Below are 18,570 nucleotides of genomic sequence, written 5' to 3' on the forward strand. Positions count from 1 at the left end.
AAAATAGAAATTCCCTTAGTTAATACAAATTCTCCTTTTTTAAAATATTTATTTTTTTAACTCTTGCTATAAATCCATCTTTAACTGAAGCTAGCAAGTCGCACTCAACTTAGGAATCTTTTTTCTTCAATTTAATATTACCAAAAAACTCTAAAGCTTTTCTAAACAGCTCAAAATATAGCGTAATATATAAAATTAAAGACATGAACCATATAACAAGTATGTTAAAATAAAAAGTATCCATGTAAATCCCTGCAAAATACTTTTCAGGAGCAAAGAAATGTGTCCTATAATTTAATGGATTATTGGGTTTTTCCGGTGTATTGAAAACAGGATCAATCTGTTGAATCAATTCACCTTTAAATTCAATAACCCTATCCTCAACTGTGAGGTTTCTTACTAAATCAGATAAACTTTCATTAAAATATAGATCTTTAGCTTCATTTAGATTAAACTGATAAGCTGAATCATTTTCTAAATGGAATTGTAAGGTCTCTTTCTTTTTAACTGCTAAATTAAATTCATTTATATAATGATCTCTCAATTCATCAGTATAGCTACTGATCATGGATATTTTCTCTTTATTGATAGATTCTGGATTTAGCAATTGCTCTAAGTCCTTGCCTTCTAAACTACCTTTGAAAGGCTCTTTATTGATTGCATTATAGATAATCTCAATTGCATATTCTGTCTCTTCCTTCGCTTTTATTTCATCAGAACCAAGATTATTTTCAATCACTCTAAGCTTTTCCCTGATTTTTTTAGTTAAGAAAGAAGATTTAAAATCAGCCGTCTTTTCATCAGACTCGATATCATAAAAATATTCCTGATATCCATTATTTTTAAACATGTCAACCGCTAACGCTTCATATGCCCATCTTGAGGTCATTAAATCAGCTACAATAGGCACCTTACCTTTTGTACTTATGAAATCATTTAGCTTATCAAAACTAAATAATAAACCACTCAAAATCATTTGAGGTATTAATAATAAAGGAATTAGGATGTAGACTGTAACAGCTGATTTAAATGCCGCACTTACGTTCAGACCTAAAACATTGGCAAAGCATGAGGTGGTAAATAAAATAGCCCACATACTAATGGTGGCGTCTCGTATTTCCAGTACTAACACACCTATTATAACATAAGTTAAAGTTTGAATAGCTGATAACGTAAATAAAATGGTGATTTTAGATAGCAAATAGCTATTCCAGCTTAAATTCAAGAATGACTCACGTTTAAGAATTTTTCTATCCCTAATAATCTCTTCCGCACTAACTGTTAGCCCCATAAATAAGGCTACAATGATACTCATCAATAAAAATGCAGGTAAATTATCATTAAATCTGTAGATATAATCATCCCCTGTAGGTGCACTTCTGTATTTAATAATGAATGCAAGCAATAGAGCAAGAAATGGAGCTTCTAATAAGTTAATAAATAAATACTGTTTATTGCTTAATTTAGAAAGCGTATCCCGAACCGTGAAAATTACAGTTTGCTTTAATTTATTAGGAATAGCTAAAGTAGATGGTGGGGCTTTTTCTTCTTCTTTAACTGGTTTATGATCAAAATGATCATGATAAAACTCTCTCCACTGAGTTGGATTAACTTTTCTTTTATTGGTTAGCTGACCATATTCATCTACAACTTTCGCCTCAACTATATTAAAAATTTGTTCCGGGTTAACATTACCACATGTTGGACATACTCCCCTATCCGCATCAACTTGATTAGTTGTTTTCTTAAAATAGGTTACGGCTTCAACTGGATGTCCATAGAATATCTGGTAACCTCCTGTATCCATTATAACCATCTTATCAAACATTTTATAAATGTCAGATGATGGTTGGTGGATTACTACAAATATAAGTTTACCTTTCAAAGTTAACTCTTTCAGTAAATCAATTACATTTTCTGAATCTCTTGATGACAAACCTGAAGTTGGTTCATCCACAAACATTACGGCAGGCTCTCTAATTAGCTCCAGTGCAATATTTAGTCTTTTCCTTTGTCCACCAGAAATAGTTTTATCTAAAACTCCTCCTACTCTTAAATCTTTTCTTTGTTCCAATCCAAGATTCTCTAAAGTATCCATCACTCTTTGATGAATATCTTCTTCAGACATATTAGCAAAGCAAAGCTTGGCATTATAATATAAGTTCTGGTAAACTGTAAGCTCTTCAATTAGTAAATCATCCTGAGATACATATCCTATGATCCCTTGAAGCTCCTCTTTATCTTCATTTAGATCTAAACCGTTAATTTTAATATGGCCGCTAGTTGGAGGATGAATTCCAGCCAATACATTCATTAGAGTGGTCTTACCAGCTCCTGAAGCTCCCATTATTCCGACTAATTCTCCAGGCCCTTCAAAAACATTAACGTTTCTTAATCCTAGTTCCCCATTTGGAAACTGAAGCACAATATCTTCTGCATTAAAAGATAAATTAACCTGTTCAGCATCGGATAAGAACTTTCGAATTAATTCAGAATAGTATAAGGCTGCACCTTTAGGTGTTTTAATAGTACTACCATGAGAAAACAGATAAACAGAATCTGTTTTCATGATAAAACCATTTAAATTTATTTCTTCAGTGCCAGTGTATTTTACAAAATACATATCGACACTTCTAACATTCAAGAATAGTATCTCACCGTCTATATCAGCATGAACATGAAGTGCATCTTCAGCCGGAGTATCATTATTAACAGCTAAGATATCCTCAAATTGAACAAGTTCTTTTGAATCAGACTTGATTACAAAACTTTCAATTAGCTTAAACTCATCTTTAACAATGTTAAAGACATTGGAAACCGTATCAATGATTTCCATTCTTTGAGGAGTAAAGTTTTTGTCAGCAGAAACCATTTCCAAAAGCTTTATAAGTACAACAACTTTCTGCTTTTGGGTTAGAGTTTTATTGATCTTTTTACAGATTGCAAGAGTACGAACAGAGTCTCTTACTGAGGTAAGTTTTTTCTTTTTAGCTTTCCCGTCTTCTTCCTCTTTTTCAGGTTCAACACCCCAGCCTACTAACTTATCGTAAAGCTCTAAATATTCTTTAATAGAGTCTTGGTCGAGCTCTTGCTGGAAGAAACCGATAACAAAATTTCTTTCTTTTTCGGTTACCCCTCCATCCTGCTTGGTGATAATTCCAAATAGTTGAGTTAAGGCTTTGAGTATCTCTTCACTCATATAAAAAGACGGTTTTTACTAATTATTGATAAAAAACAATAGGCCATTCTTATCTATGGCCTATAAATGATAAATAAATTTATCTAGAATTAATACGTTTTAAATTCGAATGGAATTTCAACCAATTCTGAAAATTCCTCTCCTGCTTCTTCCATATCTTCATCATCTTCATGGAAATACCAATCAATAGTAACCCCATCAATATCCTCTAGAGATGAAAGCACATCCAAAATTAATTTTGAAGAAGCCGTATTAAAATATTCTAGTTTAAAAGTAAATAAAGTTTCAGGATTAGGATCTTCTCCGTAAGCAGAAATCCAATCTAGTATTGGTTGATAAAACTCAGCTGAATCTTCAGGTAAAGAGCGTCCTGAAATTTCAAATATACCATTTCCTTTATCTAATAATATTTTGGGGGTATCTTCTGTTCCTTCTAGGTTAATGATTTCCATATTTAATTTTATGTTTTATAATTTAAAGTTAAACTAAAATTTAGATTTTAAAATCTCAAAATCGTAGTGGTTAAAGAAAAGAAATAAAATCCTTCTCCCATGTCTTCAAAATCATATTCTAATTTTTGACCAGACTTACGCGCCATATCAACAAATCCTAAGCCAGCACCACCTTTATCGGATAAGCTATTTGATTTAATAATATCCTTATACATAGCCTTTAATCCATCTTTATCTAGTTTATTTATGCTATCAATTCTCTCTTTCAGAGAATCTGCTGTTTCCTTATCAACTGGATTACCACTAGTCACTACATATCTATCGTCTTCTTTACCAATAATAAAAATTGCAGCATTTCTTTTTGCTGAAAGTGGATTAAAATCATCAGAATGTTTTACAATATTTTGTAAACACTCTACCATTACATTAAATACTTTCCGTTTAATGCTAGACTCCTCACCCATAGAATCCATGTTTCTTTCTGCCATTGCCAAAACTGACTTGGTAATTTCCTGGGTGAACTCACCCTCATATACCAAAATAAGGTTTCTAGACAGCATGGTTTTATGTAGGTCGTATATATACTTCATGTTGTTAATAGGTTAAAAAGCCGATTTAAATAACAGCTAAATTTATTTCAAGCCTTAAATTAAATAATTTTATTAATAATTAAACTTTTACTAGTTAAAATCTAATACCGATTAACAACACATCATCTGTCTGTTTATAATCAGCTTTCCAGTTTTCCCAAGCTTCATCAAATATTACATGCATTTCATCCATGTTTTTACCATGATTATCGACTATAGTCTTTCTCAAACGCTTAGGTCCAAATTTTCTATTTTGTGGCCCACCAAATTGATCTGGGAATCCATCTGAACAGAAATAAATTGAATCCCCTGTTTTATACTTGATCTTATGATTATCAAAATTGGTTTGGTTACGATAAATACCACCACCAATTGGGAATTTATTACCTTTAATTTCATCTAACTCACCATTAGCATGTAAATAATATAAAGGCCTATGAGCTCCGGAGTATTCAATTTGATTTTTCTTCTTATCTATTTTACAGAATGCGATATCCATACCATCTTTTGTAGTGGAATCATCTCTATCCTGTCTTAAAGTTGATGTAACTCCTGCATCTAACTTATCTAAAATCACACCAGGATCAGTGATTTTTTGAGAGCGAACAATATCATTTAACAAGAAGTATCCAATTAATGATATTAAGGCACCCGGCACACCGTGTCCTGTACAATCCACAGCTGCTATGTAAATTACATCATCTACCTCTATGTACCATGGGAAGTCACCACTTACCACATCCTTAGCTTTATACAGGATAAATGAATCAGGTAGCTGTTGTCTAATCACTTGATTGTTAGGCAAGATTGCACCTTGAATCCTCTTCGCATAATTGATAGATTCTGTAATCTTTTTATTCTTAGAAGCAATTTCTAATTCAATGGCTTTACGATCTGTAATATCATGAGAAACTACTAATACAGACTCTAATACTTTCTCTTCGTCATATTCAGGAATAGCATTTACCTGCATGACCCTATCTCCCATTTCAGAAGGGAAATCTACCTCTTCAGTTACTTTTTCGTTTTCTTCTCTAACTCTATTTAGTAAATCAGCCCAAGCCTCAACGATTTTCGGCTCAATATCAGCTTCATGTAATCCCTTTTGAATTACTTCATCAGGCCTTTTACCTGTATAACGTTCAATCATCGGGTTCACATAGAAGAACTTACCTTCATTATCAATCCTGGTAATTAAATCTATTGAGTTTTCAGAAAGCGCCTGCATTTTACTTCTCATACGCTCTTCTTGCTCAGCTCTTCTTCTTTCAGTAATATCTCTGGTATTGAATATAATACCCTGGATGGCAGGATCTTCTAATTGGTTAGTTCCTGTAACCTCTACCCATACATATTCATTATCACTGTTTAAATACTGATGCTGCATAGTGATTGATTCATCAGGATTATCAACCAAATGCAAGAATTGCTGATGTACTTCATCTTTAGAATCTGGATGAACTTTATCAAGCTCCGTGGTATCGATAATATCTTCCTGTTTGTATCCTAAAATCTTCTCTACTGAAGGAGAAATATATCGAACCGTACCATCCTTTTCATAAATTGTAATAACCTCAGAAGCATTTTCAAGAAGCAACTGCATACGTTTCTGAGTTCTATTTACCTCTTCGATCTGATCCTCTAACCTTTGGTTAGTACGCTTCAACTCTTCTTGAGTAGCTTCCATCTCTTCTGCGTTTTGTCTTAAAACTTCTTGTTGTTCTTGAAGCTCCTGACTCATGGTTTGAGACTCAGCCAATAATTTACGCGTTCTTTCATTTACTTTTATGTTGAATACCGTTCTAGCAATAATCAAACTAATTTCTTCAACAAACTTTATTTGACTAGAATCGAATCTATGGAATCCAGCAAATTCTAAAACACCATATACTTTTTCATCTGTAATTAATGGTACAATTAGTATACAGCTTGGTCTTTTATCCCCTAATAAACCTGAAGTAACACTTATATAGTCATAAGGAATTTCAGTTCTTAATAATGTATCTTGTTCAATTGCTGATTGCCCTACAAGTCCTTCGGCAAACTTGAATTGAGCCTTTAAATATTTCTTTTTATTGTAAGCGTAGCTTGATTTCATTTCAAGGAAATGATTATCTGAATCATCATCATTAAGCACATAAAATGCACCTTGAATGGCATCAATCTTCTTAGTAACATACATCAAAATTTCGTCACCAAGCTGCTCTAAATCATCATTACTTCTTAAGATTTCGCCAATTTCAGCAACACCGGTAACAATCCAGTTACGTTCCTTATCTCTAATTTCAGCTTCCTGAATAGAGTTACGCATGTTAATTAATGAATTACCTAATGTATCTTCCTCAGATATAGGTTTGAAGTCAGCTTTAAAATCACCTTCTCCAATTTGCTTTGCAAAATTTGCAGTATTCTTTAATGATGAAACATAACCATCTAAAATGGTAGCCATTTCACCAATTTCATCATCTGAATTTTTAGGTACATTATTCGGAAGTATACCTTTTCCTAATAGTTTTAAAGTTTCTTTTAATGATAAAATAGGGTTTAATAAAACTCTTGAGAAAATAACTGAAATAATAAGTGATAATATGAGAATGATAATTCCAGTATATACAAATTTGCTTATTAAGCCAGATAATTGCTTATTGACCTCCTCCTGCGTAATAAAGGATGAAATCCCCCACCCCACTTGTGGGATTGAAGTCCAAGCAGAAAGGACATCCTCATCCATATAATTTACATCTTTCGAATATCCTTTCTGACCCAGTGCCGCCTTTTGAACTCCAACAGAATTATTATCCTTTAGCATTACAAATGAAGGAGCTAAACTGTCGTTTTTATGCTTTAGTTTAGATAAATAAAGCGCTTTGTTATCTTCTTGAGCAGTTAGGATGCTCTCAAATGATTTGAAATTGGTTTGATTAGAATTCACTATTTCATAAATGGATTCCATTTTCTTTGCCATTATTAATAATCCTGCAGGACTATTATAATCATCAATTAATGGCATACCATATAAAACATACTCTGTATCACCGAATTTTTCAGGAGTATTAAAAGTAGCTGAATTAATAGCTAGTTTGTAGAATGATTCATTTAAATCCTTAATGTTTGAACCTGTATTAAGTTGTTCAATAGAGTTATTAGAATTGAAAATAATATCACCACTTAAATCAGTAATCATTACTGCATCAATAGAGTAATTTTCAACAAATGATCTGATATCAGTTTCTATTTCATATAATATTGCTGATTGAAGGCTATCAACATTTAAGGTTGTGTCTTCTTCCTGATATTTTCTAACCCCGCTTTGAATTGAAATCAAACCTGATATGTGATTGGCATTATTTTGAATCCCTTCAAATATATTATCAATCTTATCAGCCTTCTGATTAGTATGAGACATTAATTTATCAAAATTCAATTTTTCGATTGAATCTCGATTCATGTTATAGGTAATAAAACTAACCGTGATAACACTCACTAATACCACAAAAAGTAGAATTGCAGTAATTTTAGTCCCGATTTTTATGTTTTTAAACATATTGAATTCTTTGATACTAAAAAATGAATTATTTTTCCTCTGTTTCTTTTGGTTTAGCTTTATCTAAATCATTTGCAAGCAATGCTAAAGATCTTTCCACTAAAACTTCTTGAGTATTGTTAAAAGCTTTGAAAGAAGCTATTTCAGCAACACCTAATAATTTATCATCCTTCATGATAGGACATAAAATAAGATGAGCAGGATTAGATTCTCCCAAACCAGATAATATCTTGATGTAGCCTTTCGGAATATCTGTAATATTAATTAATTTTTGTTCTTTAGCTACTTGACCTGCAAGGCCTTCACCAAATTCGTATGATACTGTTTGACTTTCAGGTAACACGAAAGCATATGCAGCAAATAATTTGATTACATTTTTACCATCCAGTTTATCTGCTAAATAAATGGCCGCTTGACTCGCTTCCAATTCATCTGCTAAATGAGATAATAGCTTTTCGGCTTTGGCTTTAACATCAGAAATCTTCTTGAGGGTAGCATTGATTTCTTTTAAATCATCATCAATGTTGGAATCATCATCTTGTGATTGCTCATTCTTCTTGTTTTCCTTCTTCTCTTTAAATTTCTCAATGTAGACTACATTATTGTCATTATCAGAGCTTTTATTGAATAAGTGAAGTAAAATAGCTAAAAATCCCAGTAAAACTGAAACACCAGCAAATAAATACAACTCATTCAGAATTGGCTTCATTTCTGATACCTCATCTAAACTGATTAAATGCGTAACATTTGCTATTCTTTCAGGAAAAATAAACAGATAGTAAGCTAACCCTATGATGCTCAGGGTAAAAAGTAAAGAAGTAATAAGCGCTAAATTTCTATATAATGCTTTCATATAATCACAACTCTGTTATTGAAAATGTAACATTATTTTCTGAAATCTAAATATTAAACTATCATCAGAAAGTAACTACATCTTACAATCAACTTTTTCAAATTGTTGAATTCTAAATAAATTACGTTTGTTAAAAAACAAACATTACCAAATATATATAATTGTATTGCTTTTAAGGCAATAAATTAAAAATCATTTATACATTTTGTCCAATTCTTTAAGGAATTGAACGATCTCTTGGACTTTTAAAACATAATCTATTTCTGTAATCTTTTTTGCTGCTGTTGGCATCGTATCAATCATACATTCTTCAGGGTCTTGGATAATAGTCAAACCTTTTCGGTCTTTTATTCTTTTCATTCCTAAAGCTCCGTCTTTATTTGCTCCAGATAGCAAAATACCGATTAATTTATCTCTATAATTATAGGCTGCAGTCTCTAAAGTAATATCAATTGCAGGTCTTGAATTATTAAACATTTCTTCGGTCGATAAAGCAAAAGAGTTTCCTAACTCAACGGATAAGTGATAGTTAGCCGGTGCTAAATATACCTTCCCTCTTTTAATGTTTTCCTTATCATATGGCTCAACAACTGGCTTAATACTTTTAATAGATAATGCCTCAACAAACCCATTTCGCACATGTTTTAGTCTGTGCAAACATAGGATAATAGGTAAGCTGAAATCAGCAGGAATTGAAGATAGTATTTGAGTTATCCCTTGAAAACTACCTGCAGATCCACCGATTACTATAGCCTTATATTTATTATCGAGATTAAATCGAGCCATTGAGTACTTTTTTGTACAGACCTCAGTCTTTAATTTTCTTATAAATTTTTTCTTCGTTATTAACTACGATAAACTTATTGGCAATTTCACACCATATTAAAGATTCTTTAGAGCCAATGACCAAATAGCCATATTTAAATAAGCTTTCATGATGTTTCTTTAATACTTCATTTTGCAGGTTTTGATTGAAGTAAATCATCACATTTCTACAAAGAATTAAATCAAATTTGTTGAAAACCACACCTTGAACTAAATCATGTTCTCTAAAAGATACATTTTCTATAAGTGATTTATCCATTACGGCTTTACCGTTTTCTTCCTTGAAATAATCTTTGAAATTATTCTTCCCTTCGAATCGGATATAGTTTTTTTCATTTAGCTCCATATTTTTCATGGAGTAATGACCTTTTTTAGCTTTTTCCAGTATTACTTTATCAATATCGGTTGCAATAATTTTTGCTTTATGTAAAATACCCATTTCCTTTAGTAAAATGGCCATAGAAAAAACTTCTTCACCAGAGGAGCAGCCAGCGTGCCATATACTAATAGTGTTATGATTTAATAATATATTGGGAATTACGTTATCACGTAATTCTCTCCAAAATGGAGGATCTCGGAACATCTCAGTCACATTTACTGTGATCTCTGCAATAAATTCATCGAAAAAGGATCTATCATCTTTTAGTCTTTTGATTAACAAATCTGCAGACCCAAATTTATAGAGCTCCATAATTCTGAGTATCCTTCTTCGAAATGAGGACATGGCATAATTGGTGAAATCATATCTGTACTGTTCTTTCACCAACTCAGTTATGCGCCTCAAATCCGATATTTCTATATCCTGTCTATTCATTTGAATTACATCAATTCTACTTTAAAACTATATCTCATCCCAATTAATAAAAATCATCTTAAAAAATATGCTAGATGTATGATTTTATATTAATTTCTTTGAAAATCTAGTCAATACTTCGATTAGTTTAAAAATAATAAAATGTCATTTAATATTAAGATTAATTAATTATATCTGCAATAATTAAGCATTGTTCTTACAAATTGTTATGGAAATAACATATTTCAATATTTTTTACTCATCTGAGTTTTTTGTGCTTTTCATATTAATAACTTTGTCGTTGTGGAAACTAAAAAAACTATGCAAAACATCTTACTTTTAGGAGCGGGTCGCTCTGCAACTTCACTTATCAATTATTTAAAATCTAATGCTGAAAAAGAAAATTGGCATATCAAAATAGGAGATTTTGATATCAAACTAGCTGAGGAAAAAGCCGGAAATCATCCGAATACCTCATTTATTCAGTTCGATATATTAAATGAAATACAAACTCAGGATGAAATCGCTAAAGCTGATTTAGTTATTTCTATGTTGCCTGCAAGATTTCACCCAAAAGTAGCTACTGCTTGTGTTGATTCTGGAAAACATATGGTAACGGCTTCTTATAATAGTCAGGATATTGAAGATTTATCTGACATTGCAAAAAGTAAAAACATTCTCATTCTGATGGAATGTGGTTTAGATCCAGGTATCGATCACATGACTGCAATGGAAGCAATGGACAAAATTCATGAGCAAGGCGCGAAATTAACTTCTTTTAAATCCTATACTGGAGGATTAGTAGCGCCAGAAAGCGATAATAATCCATGGCACTATAAATTCTCATGGAATCCTCGAAATGTGGTATTAGCAGGACAAGGAACAGCGCAGTTTATAAGAAATGGAAAATATAAATACATACCCTACCATAAATTATTTAGCCGATATGAAAAGATTGAAGTAAATGGATTAGGAGATTTTGAAGGCTATCCGAATAGAAACTCACTTAAATATAGAAAAGTCTATGGTATTGAAGAAATCCCTACTCTTATTAGAGGGACATTCAGAAAAGCAGGATTCTGCGATGCCTGGGATGTATTTGTGCAATTAGGGGTAACAGATGACACTTACAAAATGGAGGCCCTTGATGAGATGACAATTCGTGATTTCTTTAATGCTTTCTTACCCTATGATAAAGTTAAGCCTATAGAAGAAAAACTAAGTGATTACTTAGGTTTAGGAATGAACTCTGAAACCTTTAAAAAACTTGAGTGGTTAGGCATTTTCGAAGACAAGAAAGTACCCATTACGGAAGGAAGTCCAGCACAAGTGATGCAAGCTATTATGGAAGCAAAGATGAGTTTAGAGCCTGAGGACAAAGACATGATTGTTATGCAGCATCAGTTTGAATACGAACTTGATGGCAAGAAATATAGACTGGACTCATCAATAGTTTCAAAAGGAGATGATCAGTTAGAAACCGCTATGTCGAAAACTGTTGGTTGGCCAATGGGAATTGCTATCAAAAACATTCTTAATCATAACATCAATCTAAGAGGTGTTCAAATCCCTACAAAGAAAGAAATTTACGAACCCATTTTAAAAGAATTGAATACAATGGGTGTACAATTCAATGAAAATATAATTGAGATTGAAGACTAAAATATAGTTAAGAAATCTTTCATTAGTGATATATAAAAGGGGTGGAAATTATTATTTTCATCCCTTATATAAATCTTCCCATTTTGAATTTTTGTACTAATCTCTTCTCTTTTAAAAGATTTAAATAACCTAATTGTCTTCGAATTAGGCTTATGCATTAAACAAACACTTTTAAAACAGTTAAATCCTAATTTATTGATTTCCATTTCAAAAAGCTTCATTTCAAATTCCGGAAGCATAATATGAAGCTCTCCCCCATCAGCTAAATTCAATTCTATTCCTTTTGCTAAATCATGAAAAGATAATTGGTCAGTGTGATAAGCCGTATTTTTAGCTTGATTTGATTTGGACTGTAGGTGGTTATTGAAAAAAGGAGGATTGGTAAATATCAAGTCATATTTTGAATCATTATTAAATTGCTTAAAGTCTACATTTACAGCATTTAGCCTTTCATGCCAAACTGAATTATTAAAATTATACCTAGCCTCATTGGTAGCTTTTTCATTAATATCAATTGCATCAATATGTATATTTTCAAATCTCTGAGCTAGTATTAATGATAATACACCAGTACCAGTCCCGATTTCTAATACACGATTTACTTTATCAGGAATTTCTAATTGTGTTGCAAAAACGGTTGCGTCTGTGGTTATTTTTGCTGCACTGTCTTTTTGCCTAACAGTAAACTTTTTAAATATAAATTCAGACACAACTGTTAGTTAAATTAGAAGTAAAATCTAAATGAAATTCCGCCTCCAAACCAAATACCAGGAGTGGGAGTAAAATCATATGTAGGTTTTAAATCTATTCCTAATACCCAAGGAATTTCTGTAAATACATATTCTATTCCAATAACTCCATCAATACCTATGGTAAATCCCCTTCCTCTGCCTTCGAAATAATAGCCCGGGCGGGCAATATCAGCATTAAAAAACCCTGCATGAAAACCACCTCCGTAATACCATTCTAAATATGGTATATTAAAAGCATTTGATTGTTTTTCATACAAAGCAGTAATTTCAAAACCTCCTCTGTAGGCTGAAACTATTGCTTCTGCAGCATCCCTTTTAGTAAAAAAATATTTAGTATTTAATCCGGTAGGAAATCCACCTCTTACTCCTACAGCTGTTTTATAATTTTGAGCTTTTGAAATAGAAACACTTAAAATAAAAATACTGATTATTAAAAAACCTATTTTATTCATATCACCTTGAAATCAAAAAGCTTATATCAAGTTAAGCTTATATATTTTTTTCAAATCCTTCATCAATTGCATGTGGGCCATTTTCAGCTTTAAACACTGCTAGTTGATCGCACCTTTCATTATCAGGGTTTCCAGCATGTCCTTTCACCCAGTGAAACTTCAAATCATAGCCTTGGCATACTTCAAGATATTGCTTCCATAAGTCCACATTTTTCTTTCCTTTGAAGCCTTTTTTCACCCAGTTAGTCAGCCATCCTTTTGTAATGGAATCCACAACGTATTTGGAGTCACTATAAATATGAACAGGATATTTTTTAGTTTTTAAACTTTTAATAGCTACAATAATAGCTAATAATTCCATCCTATTGTTAGTCGTATTTCTAAAACCAGCAGATAGCTCTTTTACTTTATCTCCAAAACGAAGCACAACACCATAGCCACCAGGACCAGGATTTCCTAAAGCAGAACCATCTGTATATATTACAATCATTAAAAAAAGTTTTTAAATAGTTTTATTGAAATAGCTAATAAGATTATACCAAACACCTTTCTTAAAATACTAAAGCCTGCTTGACCAATTTTTCTTTCCAACCATCCACAAGTTTTCAAAACTACAAAAACTAAAAGTAAATTAATGACTACTCCAATAATGATATTTAAAGTTTGATATTCTGCCTTTAAAGATATTAATGTAGTCATCGTTCCTGCTCCTGCTATAAGCGGAAAAGCTATTGGCATAATAGAGGCACTTGAAGCAGAGCTGTCTTCATGCTTAAATAGCACTATACCAAGCACCATTTCCATACCAATCAAAAACATTACAATCGCACCAGCAATGGCGAAAGACGCTACATCTAATCCAAATAATTTAAGAATAGATTCCCCTAAAAAAAGAAATACAATCATTATAATACCAGCCACAATTGTAGCTTTACCCGATTGTATATGACCTAGTTTTTTCCTTAGATCCATAACAATTGGCACAGAACCCAAAATATCAATTACCGAAAATAGGATAAGTGATACTGAAATAATTTCTTTAAAATTCAGCATGTTTAAAAATTTTGCGCAAAAGTACAATAAATAATTAGCTTCTTACTAAAAATTTATAATTGCTGGAAGAAATTAATTAATTCAATAAAATCTTGATTTGGAATAGCAGGGAAATTCGCAATCCTTAGGGTTGTATCTTTTAATTCTCCATATCCATTCCCTAAGATAAAACCTTTTTTATCAGCAACTTGCTTTATAGTTTTCAATTTCCTTTCATTTGAAGAAAGGCAAAAAACAGTATCAGATTGAAATTCAGGATTTGTTATAATGGGAGCTAAATAATCTATCTCAGTTAATTGATTGAAGAATAGCTCTTTACGCTCAATCAAGTTATTATAAATCGCTCTGATATTTTCAACATTTTGCATCAATCTATTTAAAAGAAAAATGTTACTAATGTTAGGGGTATAATGCGTTTCATTCTTGCGGGCATTTTTTAAAACGAAATTAAATGAATTATAAAATTTATTATCACCTATTTCTTTTGCTACCCCTATTGCTTTTGGACTCACAATCATAATAGCCATTCCCGAGGGCAAGCCAAAACATTTTTGAACAGAGGCATACCAAATATCTCCTAAATCCCAATTTAAATCATAACCAGCCATAGAAGACGTTGCATCGTAAGCTATTAGGCTATCTGGAAAAAGATCTCGTATGTATTTCTGATAATTTTCAGGAATTGCATAACCATTGGAAGTTTCGTTATGCGTTAAAGCAATTAATTCAGGAGAATCTGTTGGATTTTTTATTTCAACAAATTCCGATATGTTAAATTCCTGTCCTTCAGATGAAGAATGAATCTTGGATGTATAATTAAACCACTTTTCCCCAAAAGCACCATTGTAATAATGTATTGAGGCTTTTTTAACAAAAGATTGTGCAATGATTTCCCAGCATTCCGTTGCTGAGGAAACCATTACAATCTCATAATCTAATGGAATGTTTAATTTAGATTTTAATAAAGTTTTAGTTGTCGCAAAAAGCTCATGGAATGAGTCTGATCTATGATTTTTCTCCAGAATACCCAAATCCATTGCCTCTTGAAAATATGTTGCGATTTGAGGATAGACTTTAGAAGGTCCTGGATAAAAATTATAACTCATTATTTGGTTTATTTCCCTTTAAAATCAGGCTTTCTTTTTTCAACAAATGCATTCATACCTTCCGTTTGATCTTCAGAAGCAAATGTTAAATAAAAGTTTTTACGTTCGAAATGTAAGCCTTCATCTAAATGCGTTTCAAAGGCTCTATTTACTGATTCTTTTGCTAATTTTGCGGCAACTGGGGACATTTGAGCTATTTGTTGAGCTAAATCTGAAGCTGCTTCTAAATACATTTCCGTAGGAACAACCTTATTCACTAAACCATAACTCATAGCTTCCTCAGCACTAATAAAGTTACCCGTCAAAACTAACTCCATTGCTTTTGCTTTTCCTATAGCACGAGTAAGTCTTTGAGTACCTCCAGCTCCAGGCATTACTCCGATTTTGATCTCTGGCTGACCAAATTTAGCGGTTTCAGATGCTACTATCATGTCGCAAGTCATGGCTAATTCACAACCACCGCCTAATGCGAAACCTGAAACGGCCGCAATTAAAGGTTTCTTTGTTTTTTTAATTTGATCCCAGGTACTGAATTGATCGACATTGAGCATATCAATCGCAGTTTTTCCTGCCATTTGCTTGATATCTGCTCCTGCCGCAAAGGCCTTTTCGTTTCCAGTTAGTATGATTACTCTAACGCTGTCATCTTCATCTAAAGTTTGTAATGCATTTTTCAATTCTGTCATCAATTGCAGATTTAATGCATTTAATTCTTTTGGTCGATTAAGATTTATTAGCGCTATATGCTTTTTATATTGATTGTTTACTTTAATAAATTCCATAATGTAAATATCAAAAAGCAGTGGGGTATAAAAAAGAAAAACCTTCTTTTTTCAAAGAAGGCTTTTCGTGTTAAACAGGTGTATGAATAAAATTTGTGTTTGTAATAGTATATACTGTTCGCAATAAAAAAGTAACCCCTGCCCGAAAACTTTTTTGAATTTTATTTGAAATAAAATGCAACTATTTGATTATCAGGTACAATGATTTTAAAAAATCTATTGAACTACCTCTTGAGGTGAAGATTCATTTTTAGAATCTTTAGATTTTTCTTTATTGTCTTCAGATAGGTACTCATTTATTTTAGATCGTATTTCTTGGTTAGAAAGATTATGGAATATTGTACCGTTTCTGGCAACGGATAATTGTCCGGTTTCTTCTGAAACAATCAAAATAATGGTATCAGTAGCTTCCGACATTCCAATTGCAGCTTTGTGTCTTAGTCCAAATTGAGCAGGAACATCTTTCTCTGTCACTGGTAAAACGCATCTTGCTGCAGTTATTCTACCTTTATGAATTATTACAGCCCCATCGTGCAAAGGACTGGTTTTATTAAAAATTGAAATCAATAATCTTTTTGAGACAATAGCATCAATTGAATCACCTGATTCTGCATAAAACTTCAATTCCGATCCTTTTGATAATACTATTAGTGCACCCGTATTTGTACCCCCCAATGATTTTGAAGCTTCTATTAAAGGGGTGATATTAAATTCATCTCCTTTTTTACGTTTCTTCCAAGGTAAGTTAGATAAGAATCCATTTTCGGAATTAAAAGAAGTAGTTTTCCCTAAGAGTAAAAGGAATTTTCTAATTTCTTGCTGGAAAAGGATTATGGCTGCAATCACCCCAACCCCCATAAATTGTCCTAAAATAGCAGAGAGCAGTTCCATTTCTGCTGCACGAACAACCAAATAGATTAAATATAGTGATAGGAAGCCTACAAAAATACGTACCGCAACACTTCCTCTCATCAGGCTATAAACCTGAAATAAAAGAAAACTCACTAAGGCGATATCCAAAACATCGACAAAACTGACTTCTAAAAACCCTATGTTAAATCCAAATATCAATTCTTCAGTTGATTATATAATTTTATCGTTTCTTTCGCCTCTTTCACATCATGAACTCTTAATATACTAGCTCCATTCATTAATGCAACCATATTTAAAGCCGTAGTCCCATTTAAAGCATTCTCAGCATTAGTCTCTAAAGTTTTATAAATCATTGACTTTCGAGATACTCCAACTAAAATAGGACAATTTAATACTTCAAAATAGGTTAAATTATCAAGTATTTCATAATTCTGCTCTCGACTTTTTGCAAAGCCAAAGCCAGGATCAATGATTACATCATTTACTGCTAACTTTCTAAGTTTATTTAGCTTCTGACTTAATTCGAAGGTTACATCTTTTATAAGATGATCATATTGATTCAGTTTCTGCATGGTGGCAGGTGTTCCTCTCATGTGCATCAATATGTAGGGAACATTCAAATCTGCCACCCTTTGAAACATTTGATCATCTAAATTACCTCCAGAAACATCATTTATTATAGCTGCTCCGGATTCAATGGCCTCTTTTGCTACTTCAGATCTAAAAGTATCTATTGAAATAACTAAATCAGGGAATCTCTTGTTTACGGATTCAATTAAAGGTAAAACTCTTTGCTTTTCCTCCTCAACAGCAACTTCTTTCGCATTTGGTCTAGTCGAATATCCTCCTACATCCAAAATATCTAAACCATCATCAAGCATTTTCTCTACTGTGCGAAGCGCATGATCCAATTTTAAGTTTTTTCCGCCATCATAAAAGGAATCGGGAGTAGTATTCAAAATCCCCATCACTTTGGGATCTGATAAATCCATTAAGTTACCTTTTACAAGAAGTGTTTTTTTATGAGAAAATGCTTTATCTTTCGCTTCCAAATATTTTTAAAGTAGAATTTTAAATTAAAACGCTATTTGATGACCCAAACCGAAAGCGAATATAAGGAAGTTATTGCGCTGTGTAAAGATGTTTTTGAAAAGAAGACAAAAGATTACGGTACAGCTTGGAGAATTTTAAGATTACCCTCAATAACCGATCAATTATTTATTAAAGCACAGCGAATAAGATCCATACAGGAAAAAGGCACTCAAAAAATTGAAGAGGATATAAAAAATGAATTTATTGGCATTATTAATTACTCAATTATTGCCATAATTCAAGAATCACTTGATGAAAATGCTCCTCTTGAAATCTCTGCAGAAGATTTAATGCCAAAATATCAGGCAGTGGCTGATGAATCCTTAGCTTTATTACTTGATAAAAATCATGATTATGATGAGGCTTGGCGTGATATGAGAATCAGTTCTATCACCGATATCATTTTAATGAAACTTTACAGAGTGAAACAAATTGAAGATAATAAAGGTAAAACTTTGATATCTGAGCCTGTAAAAGCAAATTATCAAGACATGATTAATTATGCTGTATTCTGTTTAATCAAATTAAAAGAAGAGAAATAA

The 18,570-nt window shown here is 32.1% G+C and carries 17 protein-coding genes; 2 read left to right on the top strand and 15 right to left on the bottom strand.

Features of this window, described 5'->3' with window-relative positions; translation table 11 throughout:
- Positions 1–109 precede the first annotated feature (109 nt).
- The 7 genes from QYS47_RS13515 to QYS47_RS13545 form a co-directional block, all read right to left on the bottom strand.
- Positions 110–3,199, bottom strand: coding sequence for an ATP-binding cassette domain-containing protein (locus tag QYS47_RS13515; RefSeq protein ID WP_322346730.1), 3,090 nt, complete (start codon positions 3,197–3,199; stop codon positions 110–112).
- A gap of 89 nt (positions 3,200–3,288) precedes the next feature.
- Positions 3,289–3,651 (bottom strand): DUF1987 domain-containing protein, encoded by a 363-nt coding sequence (locus tag QYS47_RS13520; protein WP_302101496.1) that lies wholly within the window; start codon positions 3,649–3,651, stop codon positions 3,289–3,291.
- A gap of 47 nt (positions 3,652–3,698) precedes the next feature.
- Entirely contained in the window at positions 3,699–4,241 is a 543-nt protein-coding gene (locus QYS47_RS13525; protein ID WP_302101497.1) for a SiaB family protein kinase, read from the bottom strand.
- A gap of 94 nt (positions 4,242–4,335) precedes the next feature.
- Positions 4,336–7,785: a PAS domain S-box protein gene (locus QYS47_RS13530; RefSeq protein ID WP_322346732.1), complete on the bottom strand. Its 3,450-nt coding sequence runs from the start codon at positions 7,783–7,785 to the stop codon at positions 4,336–4,338.
- Positions 7,786–7,813: 28 nt separating this feature from the next.
- The gene (locus QYS47_RS13535) at positions 7,814–8,638 is read right to left on the bottom strand and encodes a GAF domain-containing protein (protein ID WP_308356161.1); all 825 of its coding nucleotides are present in this window, start codon (positions 8,636–8,638) and stop codon (positions 7,814–7,816) included.
- Between the two features lie 192 nt (positions 8,639–8,830).
- A complete protein-coding gene (locus QYS47_RS13540) occupies positions 8,831–9,424 on the bottom strand; it encodes a chemotaxis protein CheB (protein WP_308356160.1) in 594 nt (197 codons plus the stop codon).
- Between the two features lie 22 nt (positions 9,425–9,446).
- On the bottom strand, positions 9,447–10,277 hold the full coding sequence (locus QYS47_RS13545) for a CheR family methyltransferase (protein ID WP_308356158.1): 831 nt from the start codon (positions 10,275–10,277) through the stop codon (positions 9,447–9,449).
- Positions 10,278–10,559: 282 nt separating this feature from the next.
- On the opposite strand from QYS47_RS13545, the gene QYS47_RS13550 reads away from it, so the two are divergent.
- The gene (locus tag QYS47_RS13550; protein ID WP_322346733.1) at positions 10,560–11,918 is read left to right on the top strand and encodes a saccharopine dehydrogenase C-terminal domain-containing protein; all 1,359 of its coding nucleotides are present in this window, start codon (positions 10,560–10,562) and stop codon (positions 11,916–11,918) included.
- Here the strand turns inward: QYS47_RS13550 and QYS47_RS13555 are convergent.
- The 8 genes from QYS47_RS13555 to folP all read right to left on the bottom strand — a co-directional run bounded on the left by QYS47_RS13555 (position 11,915) and on the right by folP (position 17,988).
- Positions 11,915–12,628: a tRNA1(Val) (adenine(37)-N6)-methyltransferase gene (locus QYS47_RS13555; RefSeq protein ID WP_322346734.1), complete on the bottom strand. Its 714-nt coding sequence runs from the start codon at positions 12,626–12,628 to the stop codon at positions 11,915–11,917. The two genes, QYS47_RS13550 and QYS47_RS13555, sit on opposite strands and share 4 nt — an antisense overlap.
- 14 nt (positions 12,629–12,642) lie before the next feature.
- Positions 12,643–13,122 (bottom strand): hypothetical protein, encoded by a 480-nt coding sequence (locus tag QYS47_RS13560; protein ID WP_322346736.1) that lies wholly within the window; start codon positions 13,120–13,122, stop codon positions 12,643–12,645.
- 37 nt (positions 13,123–13,159) lie between these two features.
- On the bottom strand, positions 13,160–13,612 hold the full coding sequence (gene rnhA / locus QYS47_RS13565; RefSeq protein WP_322346738.1) for a ribonuclease HI: 453 nt from the start codon (positions 13,610–13,612) through the stop codon (positions 13,160–13,162).
- On the bottom strand, positions 13,612–14,175 hold the full coding sequence (locus QYS47_RS13570) for a MarC family protein (protein WP_302101507.1): 564 nt from the start codon (positions 14,173–14,175) through the stop codon (positions 13,612–13,614). Before QYS47_RS13570 ends, rnhA begins: the two co-directional genes overlap by 1 nt.
- Before the next feature lie 53 nt (positions 14,176–14,228).
- On the bottom strand, positions 14,229–15,281 hold the full coding sequence (locus tag QYS47_RS13575; protein WP_322346741.1) for an alanine--glyoxylate aminotransferase family protein: 1,053 nt from the start codon (positions 15,279–15,281) through the stop codon (positions 14,229–14,231).
- 8 nt (positions 15,282–15,289) lie between these two features.
- Positions 15,290–16,063: an enoyl-CoA hydratase-related protein gene (locus QYS47_RS13580; RefSeq protein ID WP_322346743.1), complete on the bottom strand. Its 774-nt coding sequence runs from the start codon at positions 16,061–16,063 to the stop codon at positions 15,290–15,292.
- Positions 16,064–16,279: 216 nt separating this feature from the next.
- The gene (cdaA, locus tag QYS47_RS13585; protein ID WP_322346745.1) at positions 16,280–17,134 is read right to left on the bottom strand and encodes a diadenylate cyclase CdaA; all 855 of its coding nucleotides are present in this window, start codon (positions 17,132–17,134) and stop codon (positions 16,280–16,282) included.
- Positions 17,131–17,988 (bottom strand): dihydropteroate synthase, encoded by an 858-nt coding sequence (folP, locus tag QYS47_RS13590; protein WP_322346747.1) that lies wholly within the window; start codon positions 17,986–17,988, stop codon positions 17,131–17,133. Before folP ends, cdaA begins: the two co-directional genes overlap by 4 nt.
- A 39-nt stretch (positions 17,989–18,027) precedes the next feature.
- On the opposite strand from folP, the gene QYS47_RS13595 reads away from it, so the two are divergent.
- Positions 18,028–18,570, top strand: coding sequence for a DUF1599 domain-containing protein (locus QYS47_RS13595; protein ID WP_407660335.1), 543 nt, complete (start codon positions 18,028–18,030; stop codon positions 18,568–18,570).

The organism is Marivirga arenosa, from assembly GCF_030503875.2.
Taxonomy (GTDB): Bacteria; Bacteroidota; Bacteroidia; order Cytophagales; family Cyclobacteriaceae; genus Marivirga; species Marivirga arenosa.

Coding starts and splice junctions, on each gene's coding strand:
- QYS47_RS13540 (WP_308356160.1), bottom strand. CDS start 9,424: ATGGCTCGATTTAATCTCGATAATAAATATAAGGCTATAGTAATCGGT.
- QYS47_RS13595 (WP_407660335.1), top strand. CDS start 18,028: ATGACCCAAACCGAAAGCGAATATAAGGAAGTTATTGCGCTGTGTAAA.
- QYS47_RS13570 (WP_302101507.1), bottom strand. CDS start 14,175: ATGCTGAATTTTAAAGAAATTATTTCAGTATCACTTATCCTATTTTCG.
- QYS47_RS13520 (WP_302101496.1), bottom strand. CDS start 3,651: ATGGAAATCATTAACCTAGAAGGAACAGAAGATACCCCCAAAATATTA.
- QYS47_RS13575 (WP_322346741.1), bottom strand. CDS start 15,281: ATGAGTTATAATTTTTATCCAGGACCTTCTAAAGTCTATCCTCAAATC.
- QYS47_RS13525 (WP_302101497.1), bottom strand. CDS start 4,241: ATGAAGTATATATACGACCTACATAAAACCATGCTGTCTAGAAACCTT.
- QYS47_RS13515 (WP_322346730.1), bottom strand. CDS start 3,199: ATGAGTGAAGAGATACTCAAAGCCTTAACTCAACTATTTGGAATTATC.
- QYS47_RS13580 (WP_322346743.1), bottom strand. CDS start 16,063: ATGGAATTTATTAAAGTAAACAATCAATATAAAAAGCATATAGCGCTA.
- QYS47_RS13560 (WP_322346736.1), bottom strand. CDS start 13,122: ATGAATAAAATAGGTTTTTTAATAATCAGTATTTTTATTTTAAGTGTT.
- rnhA (WP_322346738.1), bottom strand. CDS start 13,612: ATGATTGTAATATATACAGATGGTTCTGCTTTAGGAAATCCTGGTCCT.
- QYS47_RS13545 (WP_308356158.1), bottom strand. CDS start 10,277: ATGAATAGACAGGATATAGAAATATCGGATTTGAGGCGCATAACTGAG.
- QYS47_RS13530 (WP_322346732.1), bottom strand. CDS start 7,785: ATGTTTAAAAACATAAAAATCGGGACTAAAATTACTGCAATTCTACTT.
- QYS47_RS13535 (WP_308356161.1), bottom strand. CDS start 8,638: ATGAAAGCATTATATAGAAATTTAGCGCTTATTACTTCTTTACTTTTT.